Source organism: Photobacterium sp. SKA34 (assembly GCF_000153325.1).
Taxonomy (GTDB): Bacteria; Pseudomonadota; Gammaproteobacteria; order Enterobacterales; family Vibrionaceae; genus Photobacterium.
In genome coordinates this window covers 778,509-804,561 of record NZ_CH724141.1, presented here as the reverse complement: position 1 = coordinate 804,561, position 26,053 = coordinate 778,509, and the positions used below count along the sequence as shown (strand labels likewise).

Sequence of the window (26,053 nt, the reverse complement as noted above, 5' to 3'; positions counted from 1 at the left end):
GTCTTAACGGGGCTTTGCCCAAGATTGTTGTTAGGAGAAAACCATGACAACACTAGCTAACTACCCAGATTACTCACTATACGCCAATGCGTTTGGTTTTTTACGTCAACCACTAAACTTTTCTCCAGTGGAGTCAGATGCTGATGTGGTGATCACTGGTGTACCATTTGATATGGCAACCACTGGTCGTTCGGGTAGTCGCATGGGCCCAGGCGCAATTCGTCAAATATCCACTAATCTTGCTTGGGAAGGTAAACGCTGGCCGTGGACATTTAATTTATTTAAAACAATCAAGGTTGCTGACTGTGGTGATCTGGTGTTTGATTGTGGCGATGCCGCACAAATGTGTGAACGTCTAGAAGCTCACGCGACAGGCTTATTAGAGCAAGGTAAGGCAATGCTAAGTTTTGGTGGTGATCACTTTGTGACACTCCCTCTCCTACGCGCACATGCTAAACAGTTCGGCAAAATGGCATTGATTCACTTTGACGCGCATACCGATACTTATGATCAAGGTAGCAAGTTTGATCACGGCACCATGTTCTACCATGCGCCAAAAGAAGGGTTAATTGATCCTCAGCATTCCGTACAAATAGGTATTCGTACTGAGCACAGCGATAAGCTGGGCTTTAATGTAATAGATGCAGGTCAAGCCAATGATTGGTCTGTAGATCAAATCGTTTCCATGATCAAAGAGAAAGTGGGCGATATGCCTGTTTACTTAACCTTTGATATTGATTGCTTAGATCCTGCTTTTGCACCAGGAACAGGAACACCTGTTTGTGGCGGTATGACATCAGATAAAGCGTTAAAAGTGATTCGCGCTTTAGCAGGAATTAACCTTGTAGGTATGGATGTGGTAGAAGTCGCCCCTTCCTACGATCATGCTGACATGACATCACTGGCTGCAGCAACAATCGCAACCGATATGCTTCACCTATGGGCACTGACACATAAAAAAGCAGACATCAAATAAGTTTTAGCTTGAATAAACGTGGCAAGTTACAAACAAAAAAGCCAGAGCTAAGCTCTGGCTTTTTTTCAGTATTTTCTTTGTATCGCTATAAGTCTTGCTACTTAATTAACTAATTAAGATACCGCCCCACACCAATACAACCACAACCATAGCAACAAATACCGCCGCTGAACCAATGTCTTTAGCTCGACCGCTCAGCTCATGATGCTCAGGACCAATACGATCAACCACCGCCTCAATTGCCGAGTTAACCAGCTCTACAATCATCACTAATAACAGTGAAGCAATCATGATCACTCGCTCTAACCCCGTTACAGGTAAGAAAAAGCTAATCGCAGTCATCACCACTAATAACACTGATTCTTGACGAAAGGCTGCTTCATTTATCCATGCAGCTTTTAGCCCTTTTGCCGAGTAGCCTGCAGCATTAATTATACGAGTAATCCCTGTTGCGCCCGGTTTCATTGTTGTTTATCTCTCTTATTTTTAATCATTAGCGAGTACTGCCTTAGTGGGCGCTAATATTACGACATTGTGAAAATATATCTAGCTTAGGATCATAAACGTTCGTTTTAACATCCATCATGCCAAGCAATGAATGAAATAAATAATCCTGAGAATATCTCCCTGCGGCGGCTTCTTTTTCTAAACACCCACGATTAATATGCTGACTTTTTTGGTATTCAGGTGATAACCATAATATCAGTGGTACCGTCGTTTGCTCTTTCGGTGCAATAGCATAAGGTAAACCATGCAGGTACACACCATCTTCACCCAAAGATTCACCGTGATCGGCCATATAGAACATCGCTGTATTGGCATGGTGATCATCTTGTTTCAATATATCAATCACTTGGCTCAAAATATGATCAGTATATAGAATCGTATTATCGTACGTATTCTTCACTTGCTGCTCAGTACAGTTTTGTAAATCACTAGTATCACACGTGGGGGTAAACACTTTAAATCTTTCCGGATAGCGATCGTCATACGTTGGTCCATGACTCCCAATGATATGTAAAACAATCATCGTATCTTGCTTAGCATCATCAATATATTGCTGTAAGCCTTTAAGTAAAATCTGATCATAACAAGAGCCGTTATGACATAAGCTAGGATCAATCTCAGCGCTCATTTCAATATGCTTAACACGATCACAAGCCCCTTTACAGCCACCATCATTATCTTTCCATAACACATCAATACCTGCATGATGCAAAACATCTAACACACCATCTTGATGACGTGCTTTAACAGGATCATAATTCGCCTTGGTCATGTCAGAAAACATACATGGCACTGAAGCGGCAGTTGCTGTACCGCAAGATTTCACATTGAGAAAACTGATCACATTACGGGTTGCTAATTGTGGGTTGGTATCACGCGTGTAGCCATTTAATGAATAGTTCATAGAACGTGATGCTTCACCAAGTACCATTACCATCACATTGGGTTTATTGGTTTTCGCTGTGATTGCCGCATGTTCATTTACTGCATCAGTACCAATATGGGTAAATGGCATATTCGCTTCAATTAACTGGTAATGCGCATAACGATACGTCGCTGATAAGTAATTGGTCGGATTAATTAGGGCTTTTATTTCTGAATGATTACGTACTAATGAAGCGTAATCTTTATAATAGCCAGCCGCAATAATGCCGATCACTGCCAACGAAATCACAATTGATAGAAATTTAGAGGCAAGCTCTTTGATAAAAGGCTTAAATTGTACCTTAATCGAAGTAAAGATAATCGCGGGAACAATACCTATGGCTAGTAACCATAACCCACCATCTAAAGATAAATAGCTTGCTGCTTCACCAGTGTTCGTCTCAAAAATATTAACGATCATGCCGTAATCAAAGAACACACCATAGCTATACATGCCATATGTTGCCAATGATGACAAAACAATCAGTAACGGAATAAGTATGCGATATATGCGAGGCCAAATGAGCAGTGTGAAAATAAGGTTCAGCGCTGCACAAATAAAAATAGGAATAGAAATAGCAAAAATAATGCTCTTGGGGGGCTGGCTCTCAAATAGCTCTGTGATATGTTGCCATAGCGCAATATTCTGTATTGCCGTAAAAAAGAGTGCGACAAGCAGTGTATATAATACACTGGTTAAGCGGAGTTTCATTATATCTATTCCCAAGAATAATTATCATAGTTATATAACGTCAACATAACCATGATAGAAGATGTTCACGATATAGGTTATGCCAGCCTTGGCGAACGGGTTCCATTTTGGCGGCGAATTATATAGCCAAAAACATATAACTCTCTAATATCTATATATATTGAATGACGTTTAAAATAAAAACAAAGATTCAATTAATGAAAAGTAATATTCTCATCTCGGTTTCCTTGCTCCTTTAATAAAAATAAAAGAAATATGCTGTTAGCACCTCTATCGATAAGTAAAAACTTGAAGAGGTACATCAACGCCGCCGTATTATGAACAACCAAGCTGTTAGTATCCTGACAAAAGATATGTAGATATCGCTATAAGCTCTATTTGTATAGAAATAGATAAAAAAACGCCGACACACATAGGTATCGGCGTTTTTTTGTCAGCACTAAAGGAATAAGTGCAGATCAAATCATAATGCTACTAAACGGGTTATTTTAGAAAATCGTTGTACAACATGTACAGGTGAGCTGAACTCCATGAGAAGTTATTTGCGCCCTGCACTGCACCCGTTTCTGGATTGTAGTTTTCTTGAATTGGAAGCTGCTTAGTTAAGCCCTCTGCATTAGTAAATAGCTTATTGACCATCTCGTTCGCTTCTTTGGTGTAGCCATAATTCGCCATCCCCTTCACACCGAAATAAAACTGATCAACCCATACACGGCCACGCCAGTAAATATCAGCACCATAAGCGGGGTTATCTGCCGATGCCGTACCCAGTGGCACAGTCGTATTAAACTTGCTGGTATCCATTATATTTTGTACAACGGCTTTAGCGGTTGCATCAGTTGCTGCTCCATTAAACAATGGCGACCAACCTTCAGCCCCCATACCTCGATTAACAATTGGCTTACCAGCACATCCATTATTCAACGTATTCGCTTCTGCACTATCAATACTGATGTCATAGTAAAAACCAGTTTCAGTATCAAACATACATTTATTAATGTAGTCCTTCGTCTCTGCTGCTTTTTGCGTGAATGTTTCAGCAGCATCGTCATGACCTAATACCTCGGCAATTTGAGCAAGATACTTGTTATCACTGTACCAATATGACGCTTGATCAACAGATTCTTGCAGTAATGAGTAACCAATCACTTCTCCAGAAGCATCTTTGTTCTCACTAAACTTCACCTGCCAATCTTTTTTCGCAAGTTTCAGTTTATCGGTGTTATCAGTATTGTTATTACTGTAAGCAACCGTGCCATCGTTAATTACGTATCTATTATCAAAACCGTACTTATCTTTAGCATAACGACCTAACTGATCAATAGTTTTTATTTCATTAGCATCAGTTAAGCCTTGTGCATCAGCAATGGTGTCGATAAAACCAAATACCGCTGCATCATCACGACCTGATTCCCAAGACGCTGCCGTTTGTGCCGGGCTGCTAATTGCAACATAGTCACCAGATTCTAATAGCGCATTGTATTTTTCAATACCAGAGTCCACTCTCCACTCAGAATCTCCTTCTAATTTATATTGATAAATCATCTGGCCATCGTCAGTTGTATGTTCAGGGTCGACCGCTGCACCGTATTCAGGAATACCGTTACTGTTAGTATCACGCGCAGCTAACCACCAATCATGATAAGCCACTAACTGTGGATACATTTCTTCAAGCCACGCTTTAGCATCATCAGGGCGGTTATATTTATCTTTCAGTGACGTATAAACTTCCCATACCGCCCAAGAAGCCAATGATGGTTTGGTATTTCGCTCATTCCATGTTTGTGCATCATTAAATTCACTTAAGCCCAGAGCGTCACCACGTTGTTTAGACATATTCATCCCTACAACATCTAGCAAGTAGCCTCTATCGTAAGGGCGCAGCACATCATCAGCCTGAACTTGGTGTTCAAATACTGTGCGAATATTTTCCATTGCCAGATCAGGATTGAAATGCGCCATTGCATACGCTTGTTTCCATGTATCCCACGGCCATGTTAAGTTGCCAGAGAACCAACGTGCGGTTACAGATGGCGTTACCGTATCATGGCTTACCATACCTGCAGAGCTTCGCCAGTTACCGGTTAAGGTTTCAATCGCTTTCACCGCAACACGCTCTTGATCTGCAGTGGCATTATCATTAACTAAACCGTGGCTTAAGTAATTTTCCCAACGCGTTGTAGTTGCATTCATGTATTTTATTGGATTTTTCAAAATGTCAGTCACAACTGGCTGCTCTTGTTTCCACTCATCGGCGGTTAAAGTATGGCTAAATACGGTATATATCTTGGTTTCTTTCTCGTCACCAATATCTGACGTTGATTGATACTCTAAGCCTTGTACTGTTGTGTTAGCTGCAATACTACGATCAATATAAAAAGCTGAATCACCACGGGTTCTCACCCACCATGAATCACGTTCTTTACCAAACTGCAGAGTAATATCCCCATGATTATCCGTTGTTAAAGTACGAGTTAAATCTGGTAACTCTTCTGCAACCGTCGCTCTATAATCCTCTGGATTTTCAACACCATCTTTAGCATAGAAACCTTCAACTAGTTTGCCGTCCCACAATAACGTAAGATCTTGACCACTATTATTAGTAACAACCGTCTCAACTAATGATGAACGAGAAGAAACAAACTGCAACGTCATCTCAACACGAATACCATCGGCGGTTAATGTTTGAATTAACGCGCCTGGAATACTGTAAGCAACCGCTTTAAAATCAACAGTCTGACCATCTTTTAAAATAGATAATTTATCGAAATACTCTGCTACCGAAGTATTATATTCTTCAGCAATAGCAGTCACACCAAAGCCACCTTTATTTTCTGGATTTGCTTTTAAATCTGGTAATAGGTGACCATGCCACGCACCGTCATCATGCAATGGCGTATAAGCCATGTGATTACCAGATCCAACTTCTGCTAGATGTTTTGGCGTACCAGTACGATCAATAATATCTTTAAACTGTGCAGCTAATTCTGGTTTCTTTTTCTCATCAGACGATGAGTTTGACGAATCACTATTGCACCCAGTAGCAAAGAGTAAAGAACCGATCACTGCTGCAAGTAATGTTTTATTAGTTATTATTTGTTTATTCGTCATTATTACAACCTCAGTATAAAGAGACATTCCGTATGGAATTAATATTATTTTATGGATAGAGTATTTTGGTATTACGCTATAAGCAGAGGGAATATTAAAGACAAATAAAAAAACTAAAATTGAAGTAAATCACATATATTATTTTACTAAAATTAAATTTTATAATGCCGTGTGACAATTTTAAATAAAGGTAAAAAGCAATGTTATTTTTATTTTTGAAGAAATTTCACACTATTAAATTACAGCCATTGCTTATCTATTTATCTATCTTAACTCATGAAATAAAAAAGTAGATCTTCGCCCAAAATAATAATATCCACCGTAATATAAACTGAAAAATATCATTTAAAAACATATAACTTATGTAACATTCGCAACAGCGAAAGAGCTTAGTGTAACCGTTTAAAGCTCTGACTTTTGTAGTATTTTATGAGATACATCACAGTCATTAAAATACGACATTTCAGCATTTATCTTTATTTTGTTGTTACTTGTTGTTTCGGATTTACATAAATCTAAAAATTTCAGTAAAAAATAATAGTCAAAGGGTAAAAACAGCGGTTTTCGTTAAAATAAAAAAGCCGTTCACAAAAATGAACGGCTTATTTACTTAGTTATTTAGCGGTAATGCTTAGTGCTGTGTTACCACTGTCGGTTTATTTTCTTCAGCTTGAATAATGACTTGTTGTTTTTTCTCAAAGCGAGAAATCCACAACCAAGCAAGACCAGAGAATACCGCCGTCATAAAGACATTAATAAAGAATGCACGAACTAAATCCACACCCTGAGGGAACGCAGATGCAGTCATACTCACCACAAAAATCACGATAAGAACAGATACCACACTCATACCTACTTTTTGTGAGCCCATACGGAAATCACGTGGCGTATCGTCATGTTTCCAGCGGAAAACAAAGTAAGCGATCATGATAAGAATTGGCGGTAACATTGCCGTACCTGCGGTTAAGTTAATAGCGGTGTTCATCATCTGCTGTACTGATTCAGAACCAAAACCATTAACCACTAACATCGCGAATACAAACGCAAACTGCCACCATTCTGCACGTACCGGCACACCATGCTCGTTTAACTCCGTCGTTTTCTCACCATAAACACCTTTAGGAATTTCAGAGAAGTGGATTTTCACAGGTGCAGCCGTCCACATCATCATTGAGCCAAACATCGCTATGAATAGTACGATACCCACCAAACGACCCACTAAGGCTTCAGATATATTAAAGTAGTTCCCCATACCCGTGAAGATCTCAACCATCCCCCCCGCATAAGTTAAATCTTCACGAGCAACGAATACGTTCACAAGTAGCGAACCAAGCGCATACATACCACCAATTATGATGCCCGCTACAATAATCACTTTAATAAATGACTTATGACCACCTTTGACATCGTTAAGATATGCCGCTGCAGTTTCTGCACCACCAGCGGCTTGGAAAATCCAACACATGATACCTAATGTTGCCCAATTAATGGTTGGCTTCATCGCTTCTAATGAGATTGGTTGTGCTGGTTGGTGATCACTACCAAGCGCCAGCAATGCACCTACTACATAAATCGCAAACAGTGAGAAAACACCATAAGCCACCACTTCGGTTATCTTACCTAACCATGATGAGCCTTTGGTTGAAATATGGGTTGCTGCGGCAAATAACACAATCGAAATCACTGACGTTACAATTGGTGAGAAGCTGTACTCATACCCCATCATGGCGTATGAAGCATAAGCAATCACGTTTGGCAGTAATGAGATAAAGAAAAATAGGTTAACGAACCAGTATAAGAAAGAGCCCATGTACGCCATTTTGGTACCTAACGGCTGCTTTAGCCAATCGTACATGCCTGATTCTGAGTTTCTATTCGCAGATACAAATTCAGCGATAATGAATACGAAAGGAATGAAATAGATCATGGTCGCCAATAAGAAGATTGGCGCAGAGCTTAATCCTAATTCGATATTGTTGTTAACGATATTACGAACGTTAAATACCGCTGCGAATGTCATCGACAATAAGGCAAATTTACCTATCGTGCCTCGTGTTGCTTCCGTCATGTTTACTCCAAAAAAACAAACTATCCATGGAACTCGTTGCCAATCTCATGAATATAAATATCAAAAGTTCAGGCCCACACTGTGAGCCTGATTGTTACGCTTGCTTGGAACTATTTATTCAAGAAGTAGCCATCTTCGATGGTCACTTTTAGCACCACTTTCCTTACTCTGCTTTCACCTAAGAAACGGTACGCTTTATCATTTTCAAAAATCGCAATTTGCCCCTGTGATAACACAATGACTTCACCACCGCCCAACAAAGTTTCATAGTCTGTTTCATCTTGATAAGCTACTTCAGTGGTTAATTGTGCTTTCTCTGAGACTTCCACTTGCTCACTACCGTCAAGATAGTAATGCACATCAAAATAACGACGGTTACCATTAAACATACCATTGGTTGGCGTAACACCGTTTTGCACCATGTACACCAATGAATCGCCAATCGAATGCATCACACCCTCTTTGATGTTTTCTATATTTTCAATGGCTTCTACACAACGGTTCCATTTACGTCCATTGCGGTACACCAATTTAAATTGCGCTAAGCTATTTAATACGATCATGGATTACGCCTTATTCGTTTTTGGAGCCTTTGTTGTGAAAAACGCTGAATCAAAGTTGTGATTCGCCAAAGCTTGTGGTCGGCAATCGCCAGCAGTGATTGGCAGAATCGTTAAACCGTAGCGGAAGCTATCCATGTACACTCGGAATGAATCCAGCACTTCACTACCCCAAGAGTTAGAGCCTAAGCCCATCACTTGGTGATCTAGGTTTAACGTGATGTATCCACTCTTCTCAAGCTCATGAGTATGCTGTGCTTGGTGAAGGTTTTGGTTAGTGTAGAACCATGCACTGAAGTTAATTTCTTGCTGTGGTTTCACTAATACACCAGTGCCATGTTTATCAGCCAATGCAGCCCAACGAACATGTTGGCGGTTTCCGTTATTTTGTGGGAACGGGTAGTTTTCAAACATGTCAGCAACCGTGGTGCTGTAAACATCAATCATGTTAGATTGGCGGCTATCTTGGTAGTTTTCTTCAGGCCCACGACCGTAGTATTGCACCTGATCAAACTCGCCATTAATGCCTAAATCCAAACCAATCACTGGGATCACATGTGGATAATCACCGTAACGTTCACCGCTTAATTCCACATTTAACTGGCCTTGTGCATTCACTTGGTAGCGGTAATGACAACGCATACCAAAATCAAACACCGGCGGTGAGATAATGCTAGTGACGATGATTTCACACTGACCATCGATCATTTCCACATTTAGACTACGGAAGTGCTCTTGCATGATTTGCAGGTGAGCTGGGTGCCAAAGACCTTCATATTCTTGCTTATGGTTATCAATCATTGGTTTGAAGAAATTCAGCTTAGGGGCCGATTGAATAAGCTCTTTTCCATCGACTAACCAAGACGTTAACTTACCGTTCACTTTCGAGAAGTTAAGCGCAAAGTTGTAACCTTTAACAACATAATCTAAACGTGTTTCTTCAATCGCTAATTCAATCGCATTTTGATTAATAAAGCTTTCCAACTGTGCGGTATTCGCTTTTAGCTCGAACTGATAAACCGCAATATCATGGTTTGCTAAACTGTAGCGAGTGCGAGAATCTTTACGTACAATGAAGTTTACAAATACTTCACGCTCATCAAGCTCTGGCCACGCCAAGGTGATCATCTGCTCTGAGTTTTCAGCCAGATCCGTTAGTTTGATCTGCTCAACCGACAAGGTTTCACCTTCAGCACGTACTTCTGCGGTGATGGTGTAATCATCAATGTTTGAGAACCATAATTTATTCTCAACCATGAATTGACCTTGTTTCGCATCTACTTCACGGATTTTCACAGGTGCAATCACTTGCTTGTATTCTTTCAAGCCAGGTCCCGGAGTTTGATCTGGGTAAATTAAACCATCCATACAGAAGTTGTAGTTGTTCGGGTAATCGTTGTAGTCACCGCCGTATTTGTAGAATTCAGTGCCGTTTTCATCACAAGCTAGAATACCGTGATCACACCATTCCCATACGTAGTGACCTTGAATATGATCGTGCTTGTAGAACACGTTTTGGTATTCAGTTAAACCACCGGGACCGTTACCCATTGCGTGTGCGTATTCACAGATAATGCGAGGTTTCGCATGCGGGAACTCGCCAAAGTGATTCATCAATTGTGCACGTGAATACATAGTAGAGATCACATCCACCACATCAGCATCACGATCTTCTTCATAATGCACTAAGCGAGTGTTATCAATTGCTTTAGTTGCCGCATACATAGCACGAATGTTACAACCGTAGCCCGATTCGTTACCCATTGACCACATGATGATTGATGGATGGTTTTTCTGGGCGTGAACATGACGAACAGCACGATCAACAAACACCGTTTCCCACTCTGCATCATCAGTAATACGGCTTAAATCGCCGACGTTAGCAAAGCCGTGTGTTTCCACATCGGTTTCAGCCATTACAAACAGACCGTATATATCACATAATTCGTAAAAACGTGGATCATTGGGATAGTGAGCCGTACGTACAGAGTTGATGTTGTGCTGCTTCATCAGCACTAAATCTTTCTCGACACGATCCATACCCACCGCACGACCTTTAAGATGATCGTTATCGTGGCGGTTCACACCATGTAGCATCACGTATTTGTTGTTGATATAGAACAGACCATCACGCACTTTTATGTCCCGGAAACCAACACGCTGCGGGATCACTTCCAGTACATTGCCTTGGCTGTCTTTTAGCGTCAGCAATAACTGGTAAAGGTATGGATTTTCAGCGTTCCATTGCACAGGTGCTGTAACGTCAATGACAAACTGCACTTTAATTCTATCAACAACATGAATATCAGCCACAGCACCCTCTGCGACAAGTGTTGTGCCATCCATTAACTGGTATTCGACCAATCCAGTTTGTGCGCTTGCCGTTAAATTTTCTAACTCAACAACACAGCTTAATATGCCGTTTTGGTATGCGCTATCAAAGTCAGTACGTACAGTAAAATCACGTACATTTAACTGCTCTTTACCCACAAGGTAAACATCACGGAAAATACCCGCAGTCCACCACATGTCCTGATCTTCAATATAAGTTGAATCCGCCCACTGCATTACACGAACAGACAGTAAATTATTACCTTGTCTAACAAACGCGCTGATATCAAATTCTGCGGTTAAACGACTACCTTTGCTAAAGCCAACGTATTGACCGTTCACATACAGTTCAAAGTAAGTTTCAACGCCATCAAACTTGATAATAGTTTGCTTATTATTCCAATCAGCACTTAATGTAAATGTGCGTTTGTAAGCGCCTGTTGGGTTATCAGACGGCACAAACGGTACATCAATTGGGAATGGGAAACCTTCATCTGTGTATTGAAGCTCGCCATGACCTTCCATTTGCCACATATTAGGAACCGTGATTTGTTTCCACTGTGTCATTGGCTGGTTGTAAAATTCTTCTGGTACTAATAATGGATTTGAAAAGTATTCAAATTTCCACTGACCACTAAGCAACATAAAACGGCTACTTAGTTCACGTTGAAAAGTCGTTGCTTGCTTAACTGAATCGTATGAGAAGAAATAAGCACGTGGTGCCATGCGGCTCTCATGCAGATGTTGGAAGTTTTCCCAGTTGTTCAAATTATGCCTCCCGGCTCAAACTGACATTTTTTTAATCTGTGATCAATCGCAATAATGATGATTAATCTGCTGGGAATTATTTTAGTAAAAGTTTTACTAAAATAAATTAGTGAAAACGTTTTACATTAAGCGAGTCACATTTTACGAAGGGATTTAGACCAATCCTGTGATCGGCTTAAAGGAAGTGACAGAAGGTAAGATAAAAGAAAGAAAACAGTGTAAATAACACAACACTTTTCACAGAAAATAAAAAGGCACTGTAAGAACAGTGCCTTATAACTACTTAATTTATACTATTTAGTGGTACCGCGTAACTTTAACTTACTTGGTACATAAACTTGTAGTGGCAGAACCCGCCCATCTCGTGACTTTTCCACCAGTAAATTCACCCCTTGTATCCCCATCATTTCAGCATGAATACGCACGGTAGACAGTGAGGGGAAGGTAAATTTAGCCGTCGGTATATCATTAACACTGATCAGCGCAATATCTTCTGGAATAGCCAGTCCTTGCTCATGGATCGCTCGCAGAACACCAATGGCAATAGAATCAGAAGCAATAAACAGCGCACTGGGATAATCACTATTAGCAAACATTAGCTTGGCTAGCTCATAACCAGAAGCGCTAGAAAAATCACCACGGTAGATGTCTTTATTATCAACAACACCTTTTAACTGACCGTATTCAGAAAACGCGATTTCACGAATATCAGCAGTATTTGCCTGATCTTCTCCACCAATAAAGCCAATGCGTGGGTAGCCTTGTTCAATAAAGAAATCGACAATTTGTTTACTAATCCTTTCGAGGTCAATATCCACGCTGTCGTAACATTTTGAATTATCAGAAAAATCCACAAAACAGATATTATCTGTTTTCTTTGATAACTCTTTCAATAACTTATCTGAACATCGCCCAACAATCAGTACTCCTGAAACCTTTGAATTATGGGCATCTAACTTACCGTTGTAGCAGTTGATCAAATCAATTTCTAGCTTATCACATTGGGTCTCAATCCCATGACGAATAGAAAGATAATACGGATCATTTACTTCTGCTTCTTGCTTATGACTATAAAGCGCCACAAAGCAATGTTGCTGCTTTTTTTCGGCTACGGCTTTTTTTGAGCTGCTGGTTTTATATTCGAGTTTTTCAGCAATTTCAAAAATTCGTTGTTTGGTTTCTTCTTTTACGCTTAATGACGGATCGTCGTTAAGTACACGCGATACCGTTGCAAGAGAAACCCCTGCTTCATTAGCTATGTCTTTTAATGTCGCCATACTTACTTTGCTTCCCATCAACAATGCTCACTATCCTAGTGATATATTATTAAAAATAACACTTTTTATTGTTGTTTTATATTGTTCCTGATTATTTTAGTAAAAAACCTCACATTATATAAAAACCCATAAAACGCATAAAATTATTAATATTCAATAATTTACAACAAATACAGTATTTTCCCTTTATTCTTCAACACTCAAACTCTTATGGTCGAAGTGTAAACGTTTACACATTGCAAGGTAGATCACAGATCGTAAGTTCAATTAATTGATAAACTTTTTAGCAGAAAGTCGAGAACCGCAAAGCGCGGCTCTTCTCTCCCAAAATTCAGCAGAGGCGGAAATAGTGGAAGTTTTAGTTACCGGCGGCATGGGATACATCGGCAGCCACACTTGCGTACAAATGATCCAAGCAGGCATCACTCCAGTCATTATCGATAACTTATCCAATGCAAAAATCGAAGTATTGGCACGTATCGAAGTGTTAACCGGTAAGATGCCAGTGTTTCATCAAGGTAACGTCCAAGATGAAGCATTTCTCGATAGTGTCTTTGCTAAGCACGACATCAAAGCAGTGATCCACTTTGCTGGCTTAAAAGCGGTGGGGGAATCAGTCGAAAAACCATTAGAATACTACGATAACAACGTCAATGGCTCTTTAGTATTAGCTCGCGCAATGCGTAAAGCTGGTGTGAAAAGCATTGTCTTTAGCTCATCGGCTACCGTGTATGGCGATCCTGAGATTGTACCAATCACTGAAGACTCACCAACAGGAGCAACCACCAATCCCTATGGTCGTAGCAAATACATGGTGGAAGAGTGCTTTAAAGATCTGTTCCATGCTGAAAACGATTGGAGCATTACCCTACTCCGTTACTTCAACCCAGTAGGAGCACACTCTTCAGGTACCATGGGCGAAGATCCACAAGGTATCCCTAATAACCTGATGCCATTTATTGCCCAAGTGGGGATTGGTCGCCGTGATCGGTTATCTATTTTTGGCAACGACTATCCCACCCCAGATGGTACAGGTGTTCGAGACTATATTCACGTCATGGACCTTGCTGATGGTCACATTGCAGCACTCAACGCCCTGTGTGATAGAGCTGGATTACATATCTATAACCTCGGCACAGGCAAAGGCTCAAGCGTATTAGAAATGGTCGATGCATTTGCTAAAGCGTGCGGCAATCAAGTGCCTTATATTATTTGCCCTCGTCGTGCGGGTGATATTGCAGAATGTTGGGCAAGCACAGACAAAGCAGAACGTGATCTCAATTGGAAAGCGACGCGCAGCATAAAAGAAATGACGGTCGATACATGGAACTGGCAATCAAACAATCCTAACGGTTACTAATTAAGAGAGTAAAACATATGTCTGCAGTTGAATTTAACCCTGTTGATCATCCACATCGCCGTTATAACCCATTGACTGGTCAATGGATTTTAGTCTCACCACACCGTGCTAAACGTCCTTGGAGTGGTCAAGATGAAAAGCTATCAGCCGAACAACTACCAACCTATGACGAGAAGTGTTTCCTTTGCCCAACGAACGAACGTATTTCTGGCGATAAAAACCCTGATTACCAAGGCACGTATGTATTTAGTAATGATTTTGCCGCACTAATGGCAGATTCACCTGAAGCACCACAATCGACTAATCCGTTGTTTAAAACCCAAGGGGTACGTGGTTTAAGTCGTGTGATCTGTTTCTCTCCCGATCACAGTAAGACCTTACCTGAGCTACCCGTTGAAAAAATTCGCGGCGTAATTGATACCTGGAACGAACAAATTGAAGAGCTTGGAAAAGATTACATTTGGGTACAAGCATTTGAGAACAAAGGCGAGACTATGGGCTGCTCGCAACCTCACCCACATGGCCAAATTTGGGCAAATAGCTTTTTACCTAATGAAATCGAACGTAAAGAATACAACCTAAAGACTTATTACCAAGAAAATGGTCGTAACTTATTGGTCGATTACGTTGAAGCCGAACTGAAAGACGGTTCACGCATTGTCGTTGAAACCGAACATTGGGTAGCGTTAGTGCCTTACTGGGCAGCATGGCCATTTGAAACCATGCTTTTACCAAAGACGCATATCCGTCGTATGAGTGAACTAACAGAGGCGCAACGTGACGATTTAGCGTTAGCGATCAAAAAGCTGACAAGCCGTTATGACAATCTATTCCAATGCTCTTTCCCTTACTCCATGGGCTGGCATTACGCCCCTTTCTTTGAGCAAGGCACTGATATTGATCATTGGCAATTACATGCGCTGTTTTATCCACCACTACTACGTAGCGCATCCGTCCGTAAATTCATGGTTGGCTATGAAATGTTAGCGGAGAGCCAACGTGATTTAACCGCCGAGCAAGCAGCACTTCGCCTACGCGATCTCAGCGATATTCACTATAAAGAAAAACTATAAGTTATTACTTACACCGTGCTGCTCATATTACTGCGGCATGAGTTCCCCTATTTTGTGAGAGTTTTTTATGTCAGATTTAATTTCAAACGTTAAACACGCCTTCACCACAGTGTTAGGCTACCAACCAAGCCACCTAATTCAAGCGCCGGGGCGTGTAAACCTGATTGGCGAACATACCGACTACAATGATGGCTTCGTTTTACCTTGTGCTATCAACTACCAAACCGTGGTCGCAGCCTCGCCTCGTACTGACAACATCATTCGTGTGGTATCTGTTGATTATGGCAATGCTACCGATGAATTTGATCTCACCCAACCTATCGAATTCCAACAAGATAAAATGTGGGCAAACTACATTCGTGGCGTAGTGAAATGCTTACTTGAACGTGGTTTTAATTTTAAAGGTGCAGATATCGCGGTAACAGGCAATGTTCCTCAAGGTGCAGGATTAAGTTCATCTGCGGCACTGGAAGTAGTGATTGCTCAAACCTTTAAAGTGCTTTACAACCTTGAGATCAGCCAAGCAGAAATCGCTTTGAATGGTCAGCAAGCTGAAAACCAATTCGTTGGCTGTAATTGCGGCATTATGGATCAAATGATCTCTGCTGAAGGTCGTGAAAATCATGCGATGTTATTAGATTGCCGCAGCCTAGAAACCCAAGCGGTATCCATGCCAGCAGACATGGCAGTTATGATCATCAACTCCAATAAAAAACGTGGCTTAGTAGACAGCGAATACAATACTCGTCGTCAACAATGTGAAGAAGCCGCCAGTATCTTTGGCGTTAAAGCACTACGTGATGTCACCATTGAGCAATTTAACGCCAAAGCGCATGAGTTGGATGAGTTCGTAGCAAAACGTGCTCGCCATGTGATCACTGAAAACGATCGTACCATTGAAGCAGCAAAAGTCTTACGTAATAACGATATGAAGCGTATGGGTGAACTAATGGCACAATCTCATGCCTCTATGCGCGATGACTTTGAAATCACAGTATTTGAAGTCGATACCCTTGTTAATATCGTGAAAGACGTGATTGGCGAGCAAGGCGGTGTACGTATGACCGGCGGCGGCTTTGGTGGCTGTATTGTCGCACTCGTTCCACCAACATTAGTGGATGATGTAAAGGCAGCCGTTGAAGCGAAATACCAAGCAGCAACAGAGCTAAAAGAGTCAATTTACGTATGCCAAGCTAAAGATGGCTCAGGCAAGATTGATTAATTCATTAAGTCGCTTAAACAATTAACAGGTAAGGAGCACCAATGCAAAATCCACTAATGCACGCTATGACTCAACAGCTCGCCCATGATGGAAAGCCAGCTAATGTAATTGAACTCACTAATAACCATGGAATGCGTATCGTGCTGATGGACATTGGTGCCACTTGGTTAAGTTGTTGCCTTCCCTTAAGTAACAGCGAACAACGTGAAGTGCTATTAGGTGTCGATAACCTAACTGATTTTTATGCCCAACAAAGCTACATGGGCGTAACTGTTGGTCGATATGCTAACCGTATTGCCAATGGTCGCTTTAGTATTGATGATCAAGTATACCAAGTATCGATCAATCAAAACGGCAACTGTCTCCACGGTGGTGAAGATGGCTTTAATCAACGCCGTTGGCACATAGTAGAGCAAAACCAAAATAGCATTTTATTTAGTTTAGTCTCTGAAGATGGCGATCAGGGCTTTCCCGGCACACTGAATGTTACTGTGCGTTATACCTTAACTGATAACAACGACGTAACTATTCACTATCTTGCTGACACCGATAAAATCACCCCCGTTAATTTAACCAATCACAGTTACTTTAACCTGCAAGGGGCGACATGGGATGGTGATAACCGCTCACATACAGTGCGTATTAATGCTGACGACTATTTACCGACCAATAGCGTTGGTATACCGCTCGATAAGCCACAACCAGTTGAAAATACTAGCTTTGATTTCCGCTCAGGTAAATCATTAAGTAAAAACTTACTCGCAAATGAACAGCAGCAACAAGCTAAAGGTTACGATCATAGCTTTGTGTTAAACCCAGCAAGAAAGCCTGATGAGATTATTGCTGAAGTAATTTCCCCTGATAGCATGGTAACCATGACGGTAAAAACCAATAAACCAGCAGTGCAACTATATGGCGGCAATTGGTTAGCAGGTACTCCAGCCCGAGATGGTAAACAGTATCAAGATTACGCAGGATTAGCGTTAGAAACTCAGTTCTTACCAGATTCCCCTAACCATCCTGAATGGGACCAACCCAGTTGTTTGCTAAAGCCTAATGAACAATATAGTTATTACACAACTTACACATTTGATTATGAATAACATACACTAAGATATATTTCTCTCATCTACTAAACAACAAAGCCGACATCATGTCGGCTTTGTTAAATCAATTAGACACTACAACTCAGATGTTAAGCGCTCAACGGAGCCTCGACGCACTAAGGTTGGAGAAAAACGCATTGCTTCAGTATCAACGTCTTGCTCATCAGCCAAAGCTAAAGCAAGATTAGCAGCCTTTTCTGCCATCATCTGAATCGGGTAACGAACAGTCGTTAGCCCTGGAGTGGTATAACGCGCAATTAAGCCATCATCAAACCCCACCAGCGACATCTTCTGCGGAGATGTAATACCGTTTTCTTGCAGTACTGCTAATGCGCCCGCAGCCATATAATCGTTGTAAGCTACCAAAGCAGTCATCGGTAAAGACTTGGTGATCAAATTTATCATCGCTGTTTCACCGCCCTCGCTATCTGGGGTCGCTTTTTCAATATAGCTTGCTGATAAACTTATATTATTATCCGCTAACGCATCCAAATAGCCTTGCACACGTTCACTGGCATCTTCGATATCATGGTTAGAGGCAATACACCCAATATGGCTATGACCATGACGGATCAAGTATTCGGTCGCTAAATACGCACCTTTATGGTTATCAAGAGAGATGCAACGCTCAGCAATAGCTGGAATATGACGGTTAATAATCACTAAGCCTTTCAGTTCGTTGGCATAGTTAATCAGTTCTTCGTCAGTTAGTGCTTTAGCGTGGATCACTAACGCATCACAACGACTGTTGATTAAATGCTCAATGGCATGCCGTTCATCGTCTGCATTGTGATAACCGTTACCGATCAGAATATGCTTACCATGTTGATGAGCCACAACATCGACAGCTTTAACCAAAGTGCCAAAGAAAGGATCAGATACATCCCCCACTAATACACCAATGGTATCGGTATTTTGTCGCACTAACGCTTTGGCTGCCGCATTGGGACGATAACCTAACTGTTTCATAGCATTAGTTACCGCTTCAATAGACTGTTTACTTGCTTTTGGAGACTTGTTGATCACCCGCGAGACAGTGGCAATCGACACCCCAGCTTCACGAGCGACATCCTTAATGGTTGCCATAATTGCTCTCTTTTTAAAACGGTACTCATTTAACTGTGCTAACCGCTATAACGGAATAACTTTTAAGATACGATAATTGTTCGTTGATGTTTTTTCATCATACTACATGAAGAAAATCTTCCTGATTAGTACAAAAACCCAAAAGCTATTTAATCATTACACTACCTTCACACCAGCTGGCATGAAGCGTTCAGGAGTAAGCAATACGCTTTCAGATTCATCGTCAGTCTCAGCACATAGCAACATACATTCAGAAATTTCACCACGCATTTTCGCTTTGGCTAAATTACACAGTACCACGACATGTTTCCCCATTAGCTCTTCTTCAGTATAATAAGGTACAAGACTCGTTACTGTTTGTAACGTTTGATCCCCTACACCAATATGAACAATATAAAGTTTATCAGCGTTGCTATGACGTGAAACTTCAATGATTTTACCTACACGAATATCTAGTTTCGCGAAATCACCGTATTGAATTGTTTCCATTGACTTTCTCATATTTAATTAATTATTGAATAAAAACAGCCTAGTGGAAACGATTACACTAACAACAAAATTTATAATTATAACGCTGCTTGATCACACTTTATTTCTGAAATTTGTGACATTAAATACGTGCCGATATACAAAAATATTTTTACGATCCGATAGTGTCTGCTTTAGCTTAATTAACACATCAAAACGTGAAAATAGAAACGCTCAACATAAAAATATAATCTTTATAACATCAAAGAACAAAAACGTATTTTTAAGACCGATTAATAAGTTAAAAAGAAATTAGAGGTATAAATATTAATTCAAATTTAGATAGCTGATAGATTTACCAATAACAATTAGATTAGTATTTTATTTTGAATTATATCAAGTAATTAGCTTTTAAATAAATACAGACTTGAATTAACATCCCAATAGGAATATTTCCAGCTTACAGTTATCCCACCAAGTAAAGATAATGATATTTTATATTTGATAATGGAATATATATGTCACTTAAGCAATTACTTTTGTTTTCAACAGCAATCTCTATATCTTTAACTGCGTGCCATTCAGAGCATAAGAATATAAGCCCGATGGAAAAACCGATAGACTTAATAATCACTCTTGGCCTTGAGGTAAATCGTACAAGTTGTACACCTAGACAGCTACTAGAGTATCGAGCAGATCGAGCTTATGAAGTAGCTAAATCATTAGAAAACCCAATATACCTATTGACAGGAAAAGGCAATCCCACAACAGTTCAAACTTGCGTAATTAAAGGCAAAAGTACCGAAGCTCAAGCTCTTAAAAAAATATTAATAGAAAAACACCATGTTAAGGAAAACCAAATAATTCTTGAGCAAAATTCAACAACAACAGACGAAAATGCAATTGAAGCAAAAATAATTATTGATAAATTAAAAGATAAAGGCGTAAACATTAACTCTTATCAACTTGTATCAAGCCATTATCATATCTTTCGTGGAAATGAAACAATCGATAAATCAGCAATGAAATCATTTAATGCTCAGTTTGGTGAGAACTTTTTTACACCGAAAAATAGTTATCGTTCTAGCGAATTCAGTAAAGATGAGTTTTGGTCTTCAGAATTTAATATTCAGGATGGCTGGTCACCTCAAGAAAGTACTCTAGCTTTAGGAGATATTAATGGTGACGGAAAAAGTGATCTGGTTGGCTTTAAATCAGGAGAGTTAGTCGTTGGATTATCATCAGGGAAACAATTCAATTCACCTCAATCTTGGGGAAGCTATGTTAGTGATGATCAAAAACCAATTCGATATTTTGTTGCGGATATAAATAAAGATCATTTTGCCGATGCCATTTCAATTAATAATGAAAATATAGAAGTAGCACTCTCAACAGGAAGTAAATTTGATGATGAGATATCTTGGGGGGAAAATAACTTCGATTTAACAAAAGATATTATTCAGATGGCAGACATTGATGGTGACGGTCTGACTGATATTGGTATCTTCAGTGAAAATGGTACTTATGCTCAATTTAATAAAGGTGACCATTTTGAAAAACCTGAAAAAATTTCAAATTCATACGGACATAAAAGTACGACAGATCCAGCACATTCAGAAACATTTGATAACGATACAGAAGAAACAACAATAAGACAATTTGCCGATGTTAATGGTGATAAACGTCAAGATATTGTCAGTTATGGACATCATGGTATTTATGTATCTTTGCAAGATAATGATGGGGACTTTAGTTTACGTTCAAAATGGCTTCGTGCTGATGATGGAGAGGGTGATAAAGAAGATTTTCTTGATTGGTCAAATAAAATCTACGTCAGAAAAGCCGTTGATATGACAGGTAATGGACGTGCCGATTTACTTAATATTGGTAGACAAGAAATATATATTGCTTTATCAACAGGTAAACGCTACGAATACTTAGGCTCTGTTACATCAGTCTATACTTTAAATAACCGTTTACCAATCGCGACAGACCACTGGAAAAACTTTGTTAAAGATGCTAGTTTTGATTCAGCCGATAATTTTAGATTAATAGGTGATATTGATGGTAATGGCTTACCTGATATTGTAGGGGTTAAAGAATTTAATACCGTTGTTACTCGTAATCTACATCCATAATCTATCAATAAAACGAATAATCAATATAATTTGATAAAGGCAAATTATGCCTTTATCATTCAATAATTCTCTACCTGACAATATTATTATTTATAATGACGTACAACGATAAAAAAGCAGATATACTTTCATATCTCTGCTTTTTCCTATTCTCAATGTACTTTTTATTTAACGTTCTATTTTAACCACAGTCTCTGATGCTTATGGCTATCACTCAAAAGAATAAAGAATGGCACCTAATAGCTCGACTTATGATCAGGGCCATGTATTAGATAAAAAATAATCGTTAATTACAGTGTTTTTCCCCCACCACAACGATCGATGTTATAACGAGTAAAACAATTGATGAGATTAATAAGTAAATGCTTATTTTTATTTCACGCTAAGCTACGATATTCTAAGAAATCAGTGATAGATTTTAACATATAAAAAAAGGCACGTTTAACGTGCCCTTATCATTATGATGATAGTTAAAAGATCTAAGCTTCTGTTTTTATCTCTTTTATTTCTTCTGCGACTTTTAATTCTTTAATTAGAGAAACTATTGTCCAACCAGCCTTCACAGCAAATTCATCGTTAATCGTATATGTATAAATATAACCTTTAGGATCAATCGCAAACATTGGAATAAGTTGGCTTGCTTTATACTGCGCGTAATAATCTTCTAACGTAAAGTTATCACTCAACTTAGTATGCTTAATCTCACCACCTTGGTTAATCAAACTCGCTAATTTCTTATAACTAATATCCTCACCAAATAAAGCTGCACCATTATGCGCTTGAGATGCTGAGTGTTTCTCTAAACCACTATTATGGCGACGCCCGTTCAAACGGAACACATTACGGCCACCAAAATCACTTTCAAAGTGCATAGCTGCTACCGCATTAAAATGCTTATCTGGTGTTAACGCTAACAAGTGACCAATACCAATCACATCTAAATACTCATCCGCATGGCTTGATACAGCATTACCATAATAGGTTTCAAGCCCCGCCATACGTGCAGCACGAATATAGTCCCAGTTAGAGTCTGTCACTACGACACGGCAATCATATTTTTTTAATGCTAACGCAATATTGCGCGCAACGTCATTGGCACCAACAATAATAAAGCCTTTAGGTGAAGGCTCCGCAACGCCCAGTAATTTAGCCATTGGTCGTGCAGTTAAACTTTGCAATACCACTGTGCCAATAATCACCATAAAGGTTAATGGAACTAATAGTTCAGCACCAGCTACCCCATCATTTGAAAGCTTTAACGCAAACAAGGCTGAAATAGCTGCCGCAACAATACCTCGCGGTGCTACCCAAGCTAAAAACAGTTTTTCTTTAAAAGCTAGCTGACTAAACATAGTGGAAACGAAAATCGATACTGGGCGAGACACAAGTTGAATCACTACAAATACAGTGATCGCTCCCCAACCTAATGCATGGAAGTCAGACATTTGAATGCGTGATGCTAGGATCAAGAACAAACCAGAAATCAGTAAGATTGTTAAGTTTTCTTTAAAGTGCAAAATATGCTGAATATTGACGTCTTTCGCATTGGCCAGCCACATTCCCATCACTGTAACAGCCAATAATCCCGCTTCTGGCTCTAACGCATTGGCACCTGAAAATACGCCAAGTACTAATGCTAAAACAGCAAAAGGTTGGAGATATTCTGGTAATAAATGACGACGTAACACATGTGCTAATAGCCAACCAGCTACACCACCGAGTACCAGACCCACCAGCAGCATAAGACCAAAAACTTCAATACTATGGATGGTGCTACTTGAGACGATAAACTCATAAACAATAACAACGAAAATTGCACCAATGGGATAAATTAAAATCCCTTCCCACCGTAAAATATTAGCGAGTTTGGCTTGTGGCCTAACGGTACGTAATAGCGGCACAATCACCGTCGGCCCTGTTACAACGGTCATAGAACCAAACAGCAAGGCTAATGGCCAACTAAAATCCAATAAGTAATGGGTAGCAACACTGGTGATCATCCATGTAATGATCGCCCCAACAGTGACAATAGATTTTACATTACGCCTTACATTTTTAATTTCATCAAAATTCAGCGTCAAGCTGCCTTCAAATAGAATCACAGCAACTGATAATGAAATTAATGGAAACAGTAAATCACCAAATAGAATATTAGGATTAAATACTCCTGTCACAGGCCCTATTATTAATCCAGCCATCAATAATAATAAAATCGCAGGCAATTTCATTCGCCATGCTAACCATTGACAGCTCAGGCCTAAAACACCCAGTCCCGCGATGGTTAGACCAATCATTTCTTCATGCATGAGTTCATACTCTATAGCTTAATACACATCACATTATTTATGTGGTTTTAAAATATAACGAATATAGCTCCCTATATTCTTATCTGCCCAATATAATTAAAGGCTATTTATTTGCCACTAACTGGCTAATAAATAGGTTTTGAGTTCAACTTTATCATTTTGTTGCTCATATTTAGAGAAAACCAGTATAGAACTTAGTAATTATGCTAATAAAAAGTAATAGCCATTCACGATGAACACAAAAAAGGAATAAAAAATGGGATGCTGATTCCATAAAAAACCTTTATTTATTGTTAAAAAGAATATATATGCATACTCTCGCTTCACTTTCACTACCACACTATTCTGTATAGCTATTTTAACAATAAATTTCAATAGTGATGAAAAACTCATCGCTGATATACCACTAAATCGCGAATTACAATTATGGAAAACAATTGCGATAGCTCTCAACTCAATTGATGAGGATGAGCGTGACTGTACCTTGTGTATTGATGAACATTCATTCCAACTGACTTACTACCTTAGTGAATTAATTTACTCTCAATACCAACACTATTTTTTATAAAACACTTTAATATTGTGATTTATTACTCTTGAATAGTAAAAAAGCCGATATTACTATCGGCTTTTCTTAAGACTTTTTATTCGATTGAATGAGCACTTAGCGTAATTGACGAGAGCGGAAGTTACGACCTTTAATTCGACCGTTTTCTAGCTTTTTCAATGCAGCACGTACAACTTCACGCTTCACTGCTACATAAGCACAGAAGTCAAAGACATTAATTTTACCCACATCACTACCAGCGATACCATTTTCACCCGTCAATGCACCTAAAATATCACCCGGACGCACTTTCTGTTTTTTACCGCCATCAATCATTAACGTTACCATTTCAGGGCGGAACGTTGGTTGATCTAATAGATGCTCGGCTGGTAACGCTTCACCTGAGATTGGGCGATCAAGGTAATCTTCAAGTAATGCGACTTTATAATGCTCTTTATCGCTAAATAACGAACAAGCAATACCTTTACTACCCGCACGACCGGTACGACCAATACGGTGCACGTGCACTTCAGTATCACGTGCTAAATGATAGTTAATCACCGCATCAAGATTATCAATATCAAGGCCACGCGCAGCCACATCGGTTGCCACTAAAATTGAACGGCTCTTATTAGCAAACAAGACTAAAGTACGATCGCGTTCACGCTGCTCTAAATCACCGTGTAATGCAATTGAGCTAAAGCCATAATCTTCAAGATCATCAGAAATCTCTTGTGCTTCACGTTTGGTATTACAAAAAATCACACATGATTCAGGGCGGTGCTGGCTAAGTAGTAAACGCACAGCACGTAAACGGTCATCATTACTCTCTACTTTATAGAAGTGCTGAGAGATACTGCTATTGTCGTGGTTAGATTCAACTTTAACTTCAACAGGATTACGCATAATACGTTTTGCAATAGAAGCAATTTGAGTTGGATATGTTGCACTGAACAGTAGCGTTTGACGATCGCTTGGCGCAACATCAATAATTGCATCTAATGAATCTTGAAAACCCATTTCTAACATTCGGTCAGCTTCATCAAGCACTAACGTATTTAGCTCATCTAAACATAGAAAGCCTTTACGCACGTGTTCTTCGACACGACCAGGTGTACCCACAATAATATGTGCACCATGCTCTAATGAACCAATTTGTGGCCCGAAAGGTGTACCGCCGCATAATGTTAAAACTTTAATATTGTGAATAGCGCGAGCTAAGCGACGAATCTCTTTCGCTACCTGATCGGCAAGCTCACGCGTTGGGCACAATACTAACGTCTGCACACGAAAGCGTTTTACTTTTAGATTCTGTAGTAATCCCAAGCCAAATGCTGCTGTTTTACCTGAACCTGTTTTACCTTGAGCAATAACATCTTTTCCCTCAAGAATTAAAGGTAGGCTTTGCGCTTGGATCGGCGTCATTGCGTCGTAACCTAATGACGTTAAGTTACTGAGCAAATCAGGGTTAAGGTTTAACGTAGAAAAAGCAGTCTGGCTCAAAATTATGTCC

The 26,053-nt window shown here is 39.7% G+C and carries 17 protein-coding genes; 6 read left to right on the top strand and 11 right to left on the bottom strand.

Annotated features, from left to right (window positions below; translation table 11 throughout):
- Positions 1 to 43: 43 nt before the first annotated feature.
- Positions 44 to 976, top strand: coding sequence for an agmatinase (gene speB, locus SKA34_RS05100; protein WP_006644441.1), 933 nt, complete (start codon positions 44 to 46; stop codon positions 974 to 976).
- A 105-nt stretch (positions 977 to 1,081) separates the two neighbouring features.
- On the opposite strand, the gene SKA34_RS05095 is transcribed toward speB, so the two are convergent.
- The 7 genes from SKA34_RS05095 to ebgR form a co-directional block, all read right to left on the bottom strand.
- Positions 1,082 to 1,441 carry a diacylglycerol kinase gene (locus tag SKA34_RS05095; protein WP_006644440.1) on the bottom strand — a complete coding sequence of 120 codons (360 nt, stop codon included), beginning with the start codon at positions 1,439 to 1,441 and terminating at the stop codon, positions 1,082 to 1,084.
- Between the two features lie 43 nt (positions 1,442 to 1,484).
- Positions 1,485 to 3,119, bottom strand: coding sequence for a phosphoethanolamine transferase EptA (eptA, locus tag SKA34_RS05090; protein ID WP_006644439.1), 1,635 nt, complete (start codon positions 3,117 to 3,119; stop codon positions 1,485 to 1,487).
- A gap of 483 nt (positions 3,120 to 3,602) precedes the next feature.
- Positions 3,603 to 6,230, bottom strand: coding sequence for an alpha-glucosidase (ygjK, locus tag SKA34_RS05085; RefSeq protein ID WP_006644438.1), 2,628 nt, complete (start codon positions 6,228 to 6,230; stop codon positions 3,603 to 3,605).
- Between the two features lie 631 nt (positions 6,231 to 6,861).
- Positions 6,862 to 8,298: an amino acid permease gene (locus SKA34_RS05080; protein ID WP_006644437.1), complete on the bottom strand. Its 1,437-nt coding sequence runs from the start codon at positions 8,296 to 8,298 to the stop codon at positions 6,862 to 6,864.
- A gap of 110 nt (positions 8,299 to 8,408) precedes the next feature.
- The gene (locus tag SKA34_RS05075; RefSeq protein ID WP_006644436.1) at positions 8,409 to 8,861 is read right to left on the bottom strand and encodes a beta-galactosidase subunit beta; all 453 of its coding nucleotides are present in this window, start codon (positions 8,859 to 8,861) and stop codon (positions 8,409 to 8,411) included.
- Positions 8,862 to 8,864: 3 nt separating this feature from the next.
- Positions 8,865 to 11,957 (bottom strand): beta-galactosidase subunit alpha, encoded by a 3,093-nt coding sequence (ebgA, locus tag SKA34_RS05070; RefSeq protein ID WP_006644435.1) that lies wholly within the window; start codon positions 11,955 to 11,957, stop codon positions 8,865 to 8,867.
- Between the two features lie 293 nt (positions 11,958 to 12,250).
- Positions 12,251 to 13,234, bottom strand: coding sequence for a transcriptional regulator EbgR (ebgR, locus tag SKA34_RS05065; RefSeq protein ID WP_006644434.1), 984 nt, complete (start codon positions 13,232 to 13,234; stop codon positions 12,251 to 12,253).
- Between the two features lie 349 nt (positions 13,235 to 13,583).
- Here ebgR and galE point away from each other — a divergent pair, with 349 nt between their 5' ends.
- From galE to galM, 4 genes are all read left to right on the top strand, one after another.
- Entirely contained in the window at positions 13,584 to 14,594 is a 1,011-nt protein-coding gene (galE, locus tag SKA34_RS05060) for a UDP-glucose 4-epimerase GalE (RefSeq protein ID WP_006644433.1), read from the top strand.
- A 17-nt stretch (positions 14,595 to 14,611) separates the two neighbouring features.
- A complete protein-coding gene (locus tag SKA34_RS05055) occupies positions 14,612 to 15,667 on the top strand; it encodes a UDP-glucose--hexose-1-phosphate uridylyltransferase (protein ID WP_006644432.1) in 1,056 nt (351 codons plus the stop codon).
- A 67-nt stretch (positions 15,668 to 15,734) separates the two neighbouring features.
- On the top strand, positions 15,735 to 16,889 hold the full coding sequence (galK, locus tag SKA34_RS05050; protein WP_006644431.1) for a galactokinase: 1,155 nt from the start codon (positions 15,735 to 15,737) through the stop codon (positions 16,887 to 16,889).
- Positions 16,890 to 16,930: 41 nt separating this feature from the next.
- On the top strand, positions 16,931 to 17,992 hold the full coding sequence (gene galM, locus SKA34_RS05045; RefSeq protein WP_006644430.1) for a galactose-1-epimerase: 1,062 nt from the start codon (positions 16,931 to 16,933) through the stop codon (positions 17,990 to 17,992).
- Positions 17,993 to 18,070: 78 nt separating this feature from the next.
- On the opposite strand, the gene SKA34_RS05040 is transcribed toward galM, so the two are convergent.
- Together SKA34_RS05040 and SKA34_RS05035 are read right to left on the bottom strand one after the other, a co-directional pair.
- Positions 18,071 to 19,081 carry a substrate-binding domain-containing protein gene (locus tag SKA34_RS05040; protein WP_006644429.1) on the bottom strand — a complete coding sequence of 337 codons (1,011 nt, stop codon included), beginning with the start codon at positions 19,079 to 19,081 and terminating at the stop codon, positions 18,071 to 18,073.
- A gap of 156 nt (positions 19,082 to 19,237) precedes the next feature.
- The gene (locus SKA34_RS05035; protein WP_006644428.1) at positions 19,238 to 19,570 is read right to left on the bottom strand and encodes a tRNA-binding protein; all 333 of its coding nucleotides are present in this window, start codon (positions 19,568 to 19,570) and stop codon (positions 19,238 to 19,240) included.
- A 497-nt stretch (positions 19,571 to 20,067) separates the two neighbouring features.
- On the opposite strand from SKA34_RS05035, the gene SKA34_RS05030 reads away from it, so the two are divergent.
- Positions 20,068 to 21,687, top strand: coding sequence for an ElyC/SanA/YdcF family protein (locus tag SKA34_RS05030; protein ID WP_006644427.1), 1,620 nt, complete (start codon positions 20,068 to 20,070; stop codon positions 21,685 to 21,687).
- A gap of 479 nt (positions 21,688 to 22,166) precedes the next feature.
- Here the strand turns inward: SKA34_RS05030 and SKA34_RS05025 are convergent, their stop codons facing one another.
- Both SKA34_RS05025 and dbpA read right to left on the bottom strand, forming a co-directional pair.
- Positions 22,167 to 23,993 carry a sodium:proton antiporter gene (locus SKA34_RS05025; protein WP_006644426.1) on the bottom strand — a complete coding sequence of 609 codons (1,827 nt, stop codon included), beginning with the start codon at positions 23,991 to 23,993 and terminating at the stop codon, positions 22,167 to 22,169.
- Positions 23,994 to 24,657: 664 nt separating this feature from the next.
- Entirely contained in the window at positions 24,658 to 26,043 is a 1,386-nt protein-coding gene (dbpA, locus tag SKA34_RS05020) for an ATP-dependent RNA helicase DbpA (protein ID WP_006644425.1), read from the bottom strand.
- Between the last annotated feature and the right edge of the window lie 10 nt (positions 26,044 to 26,053).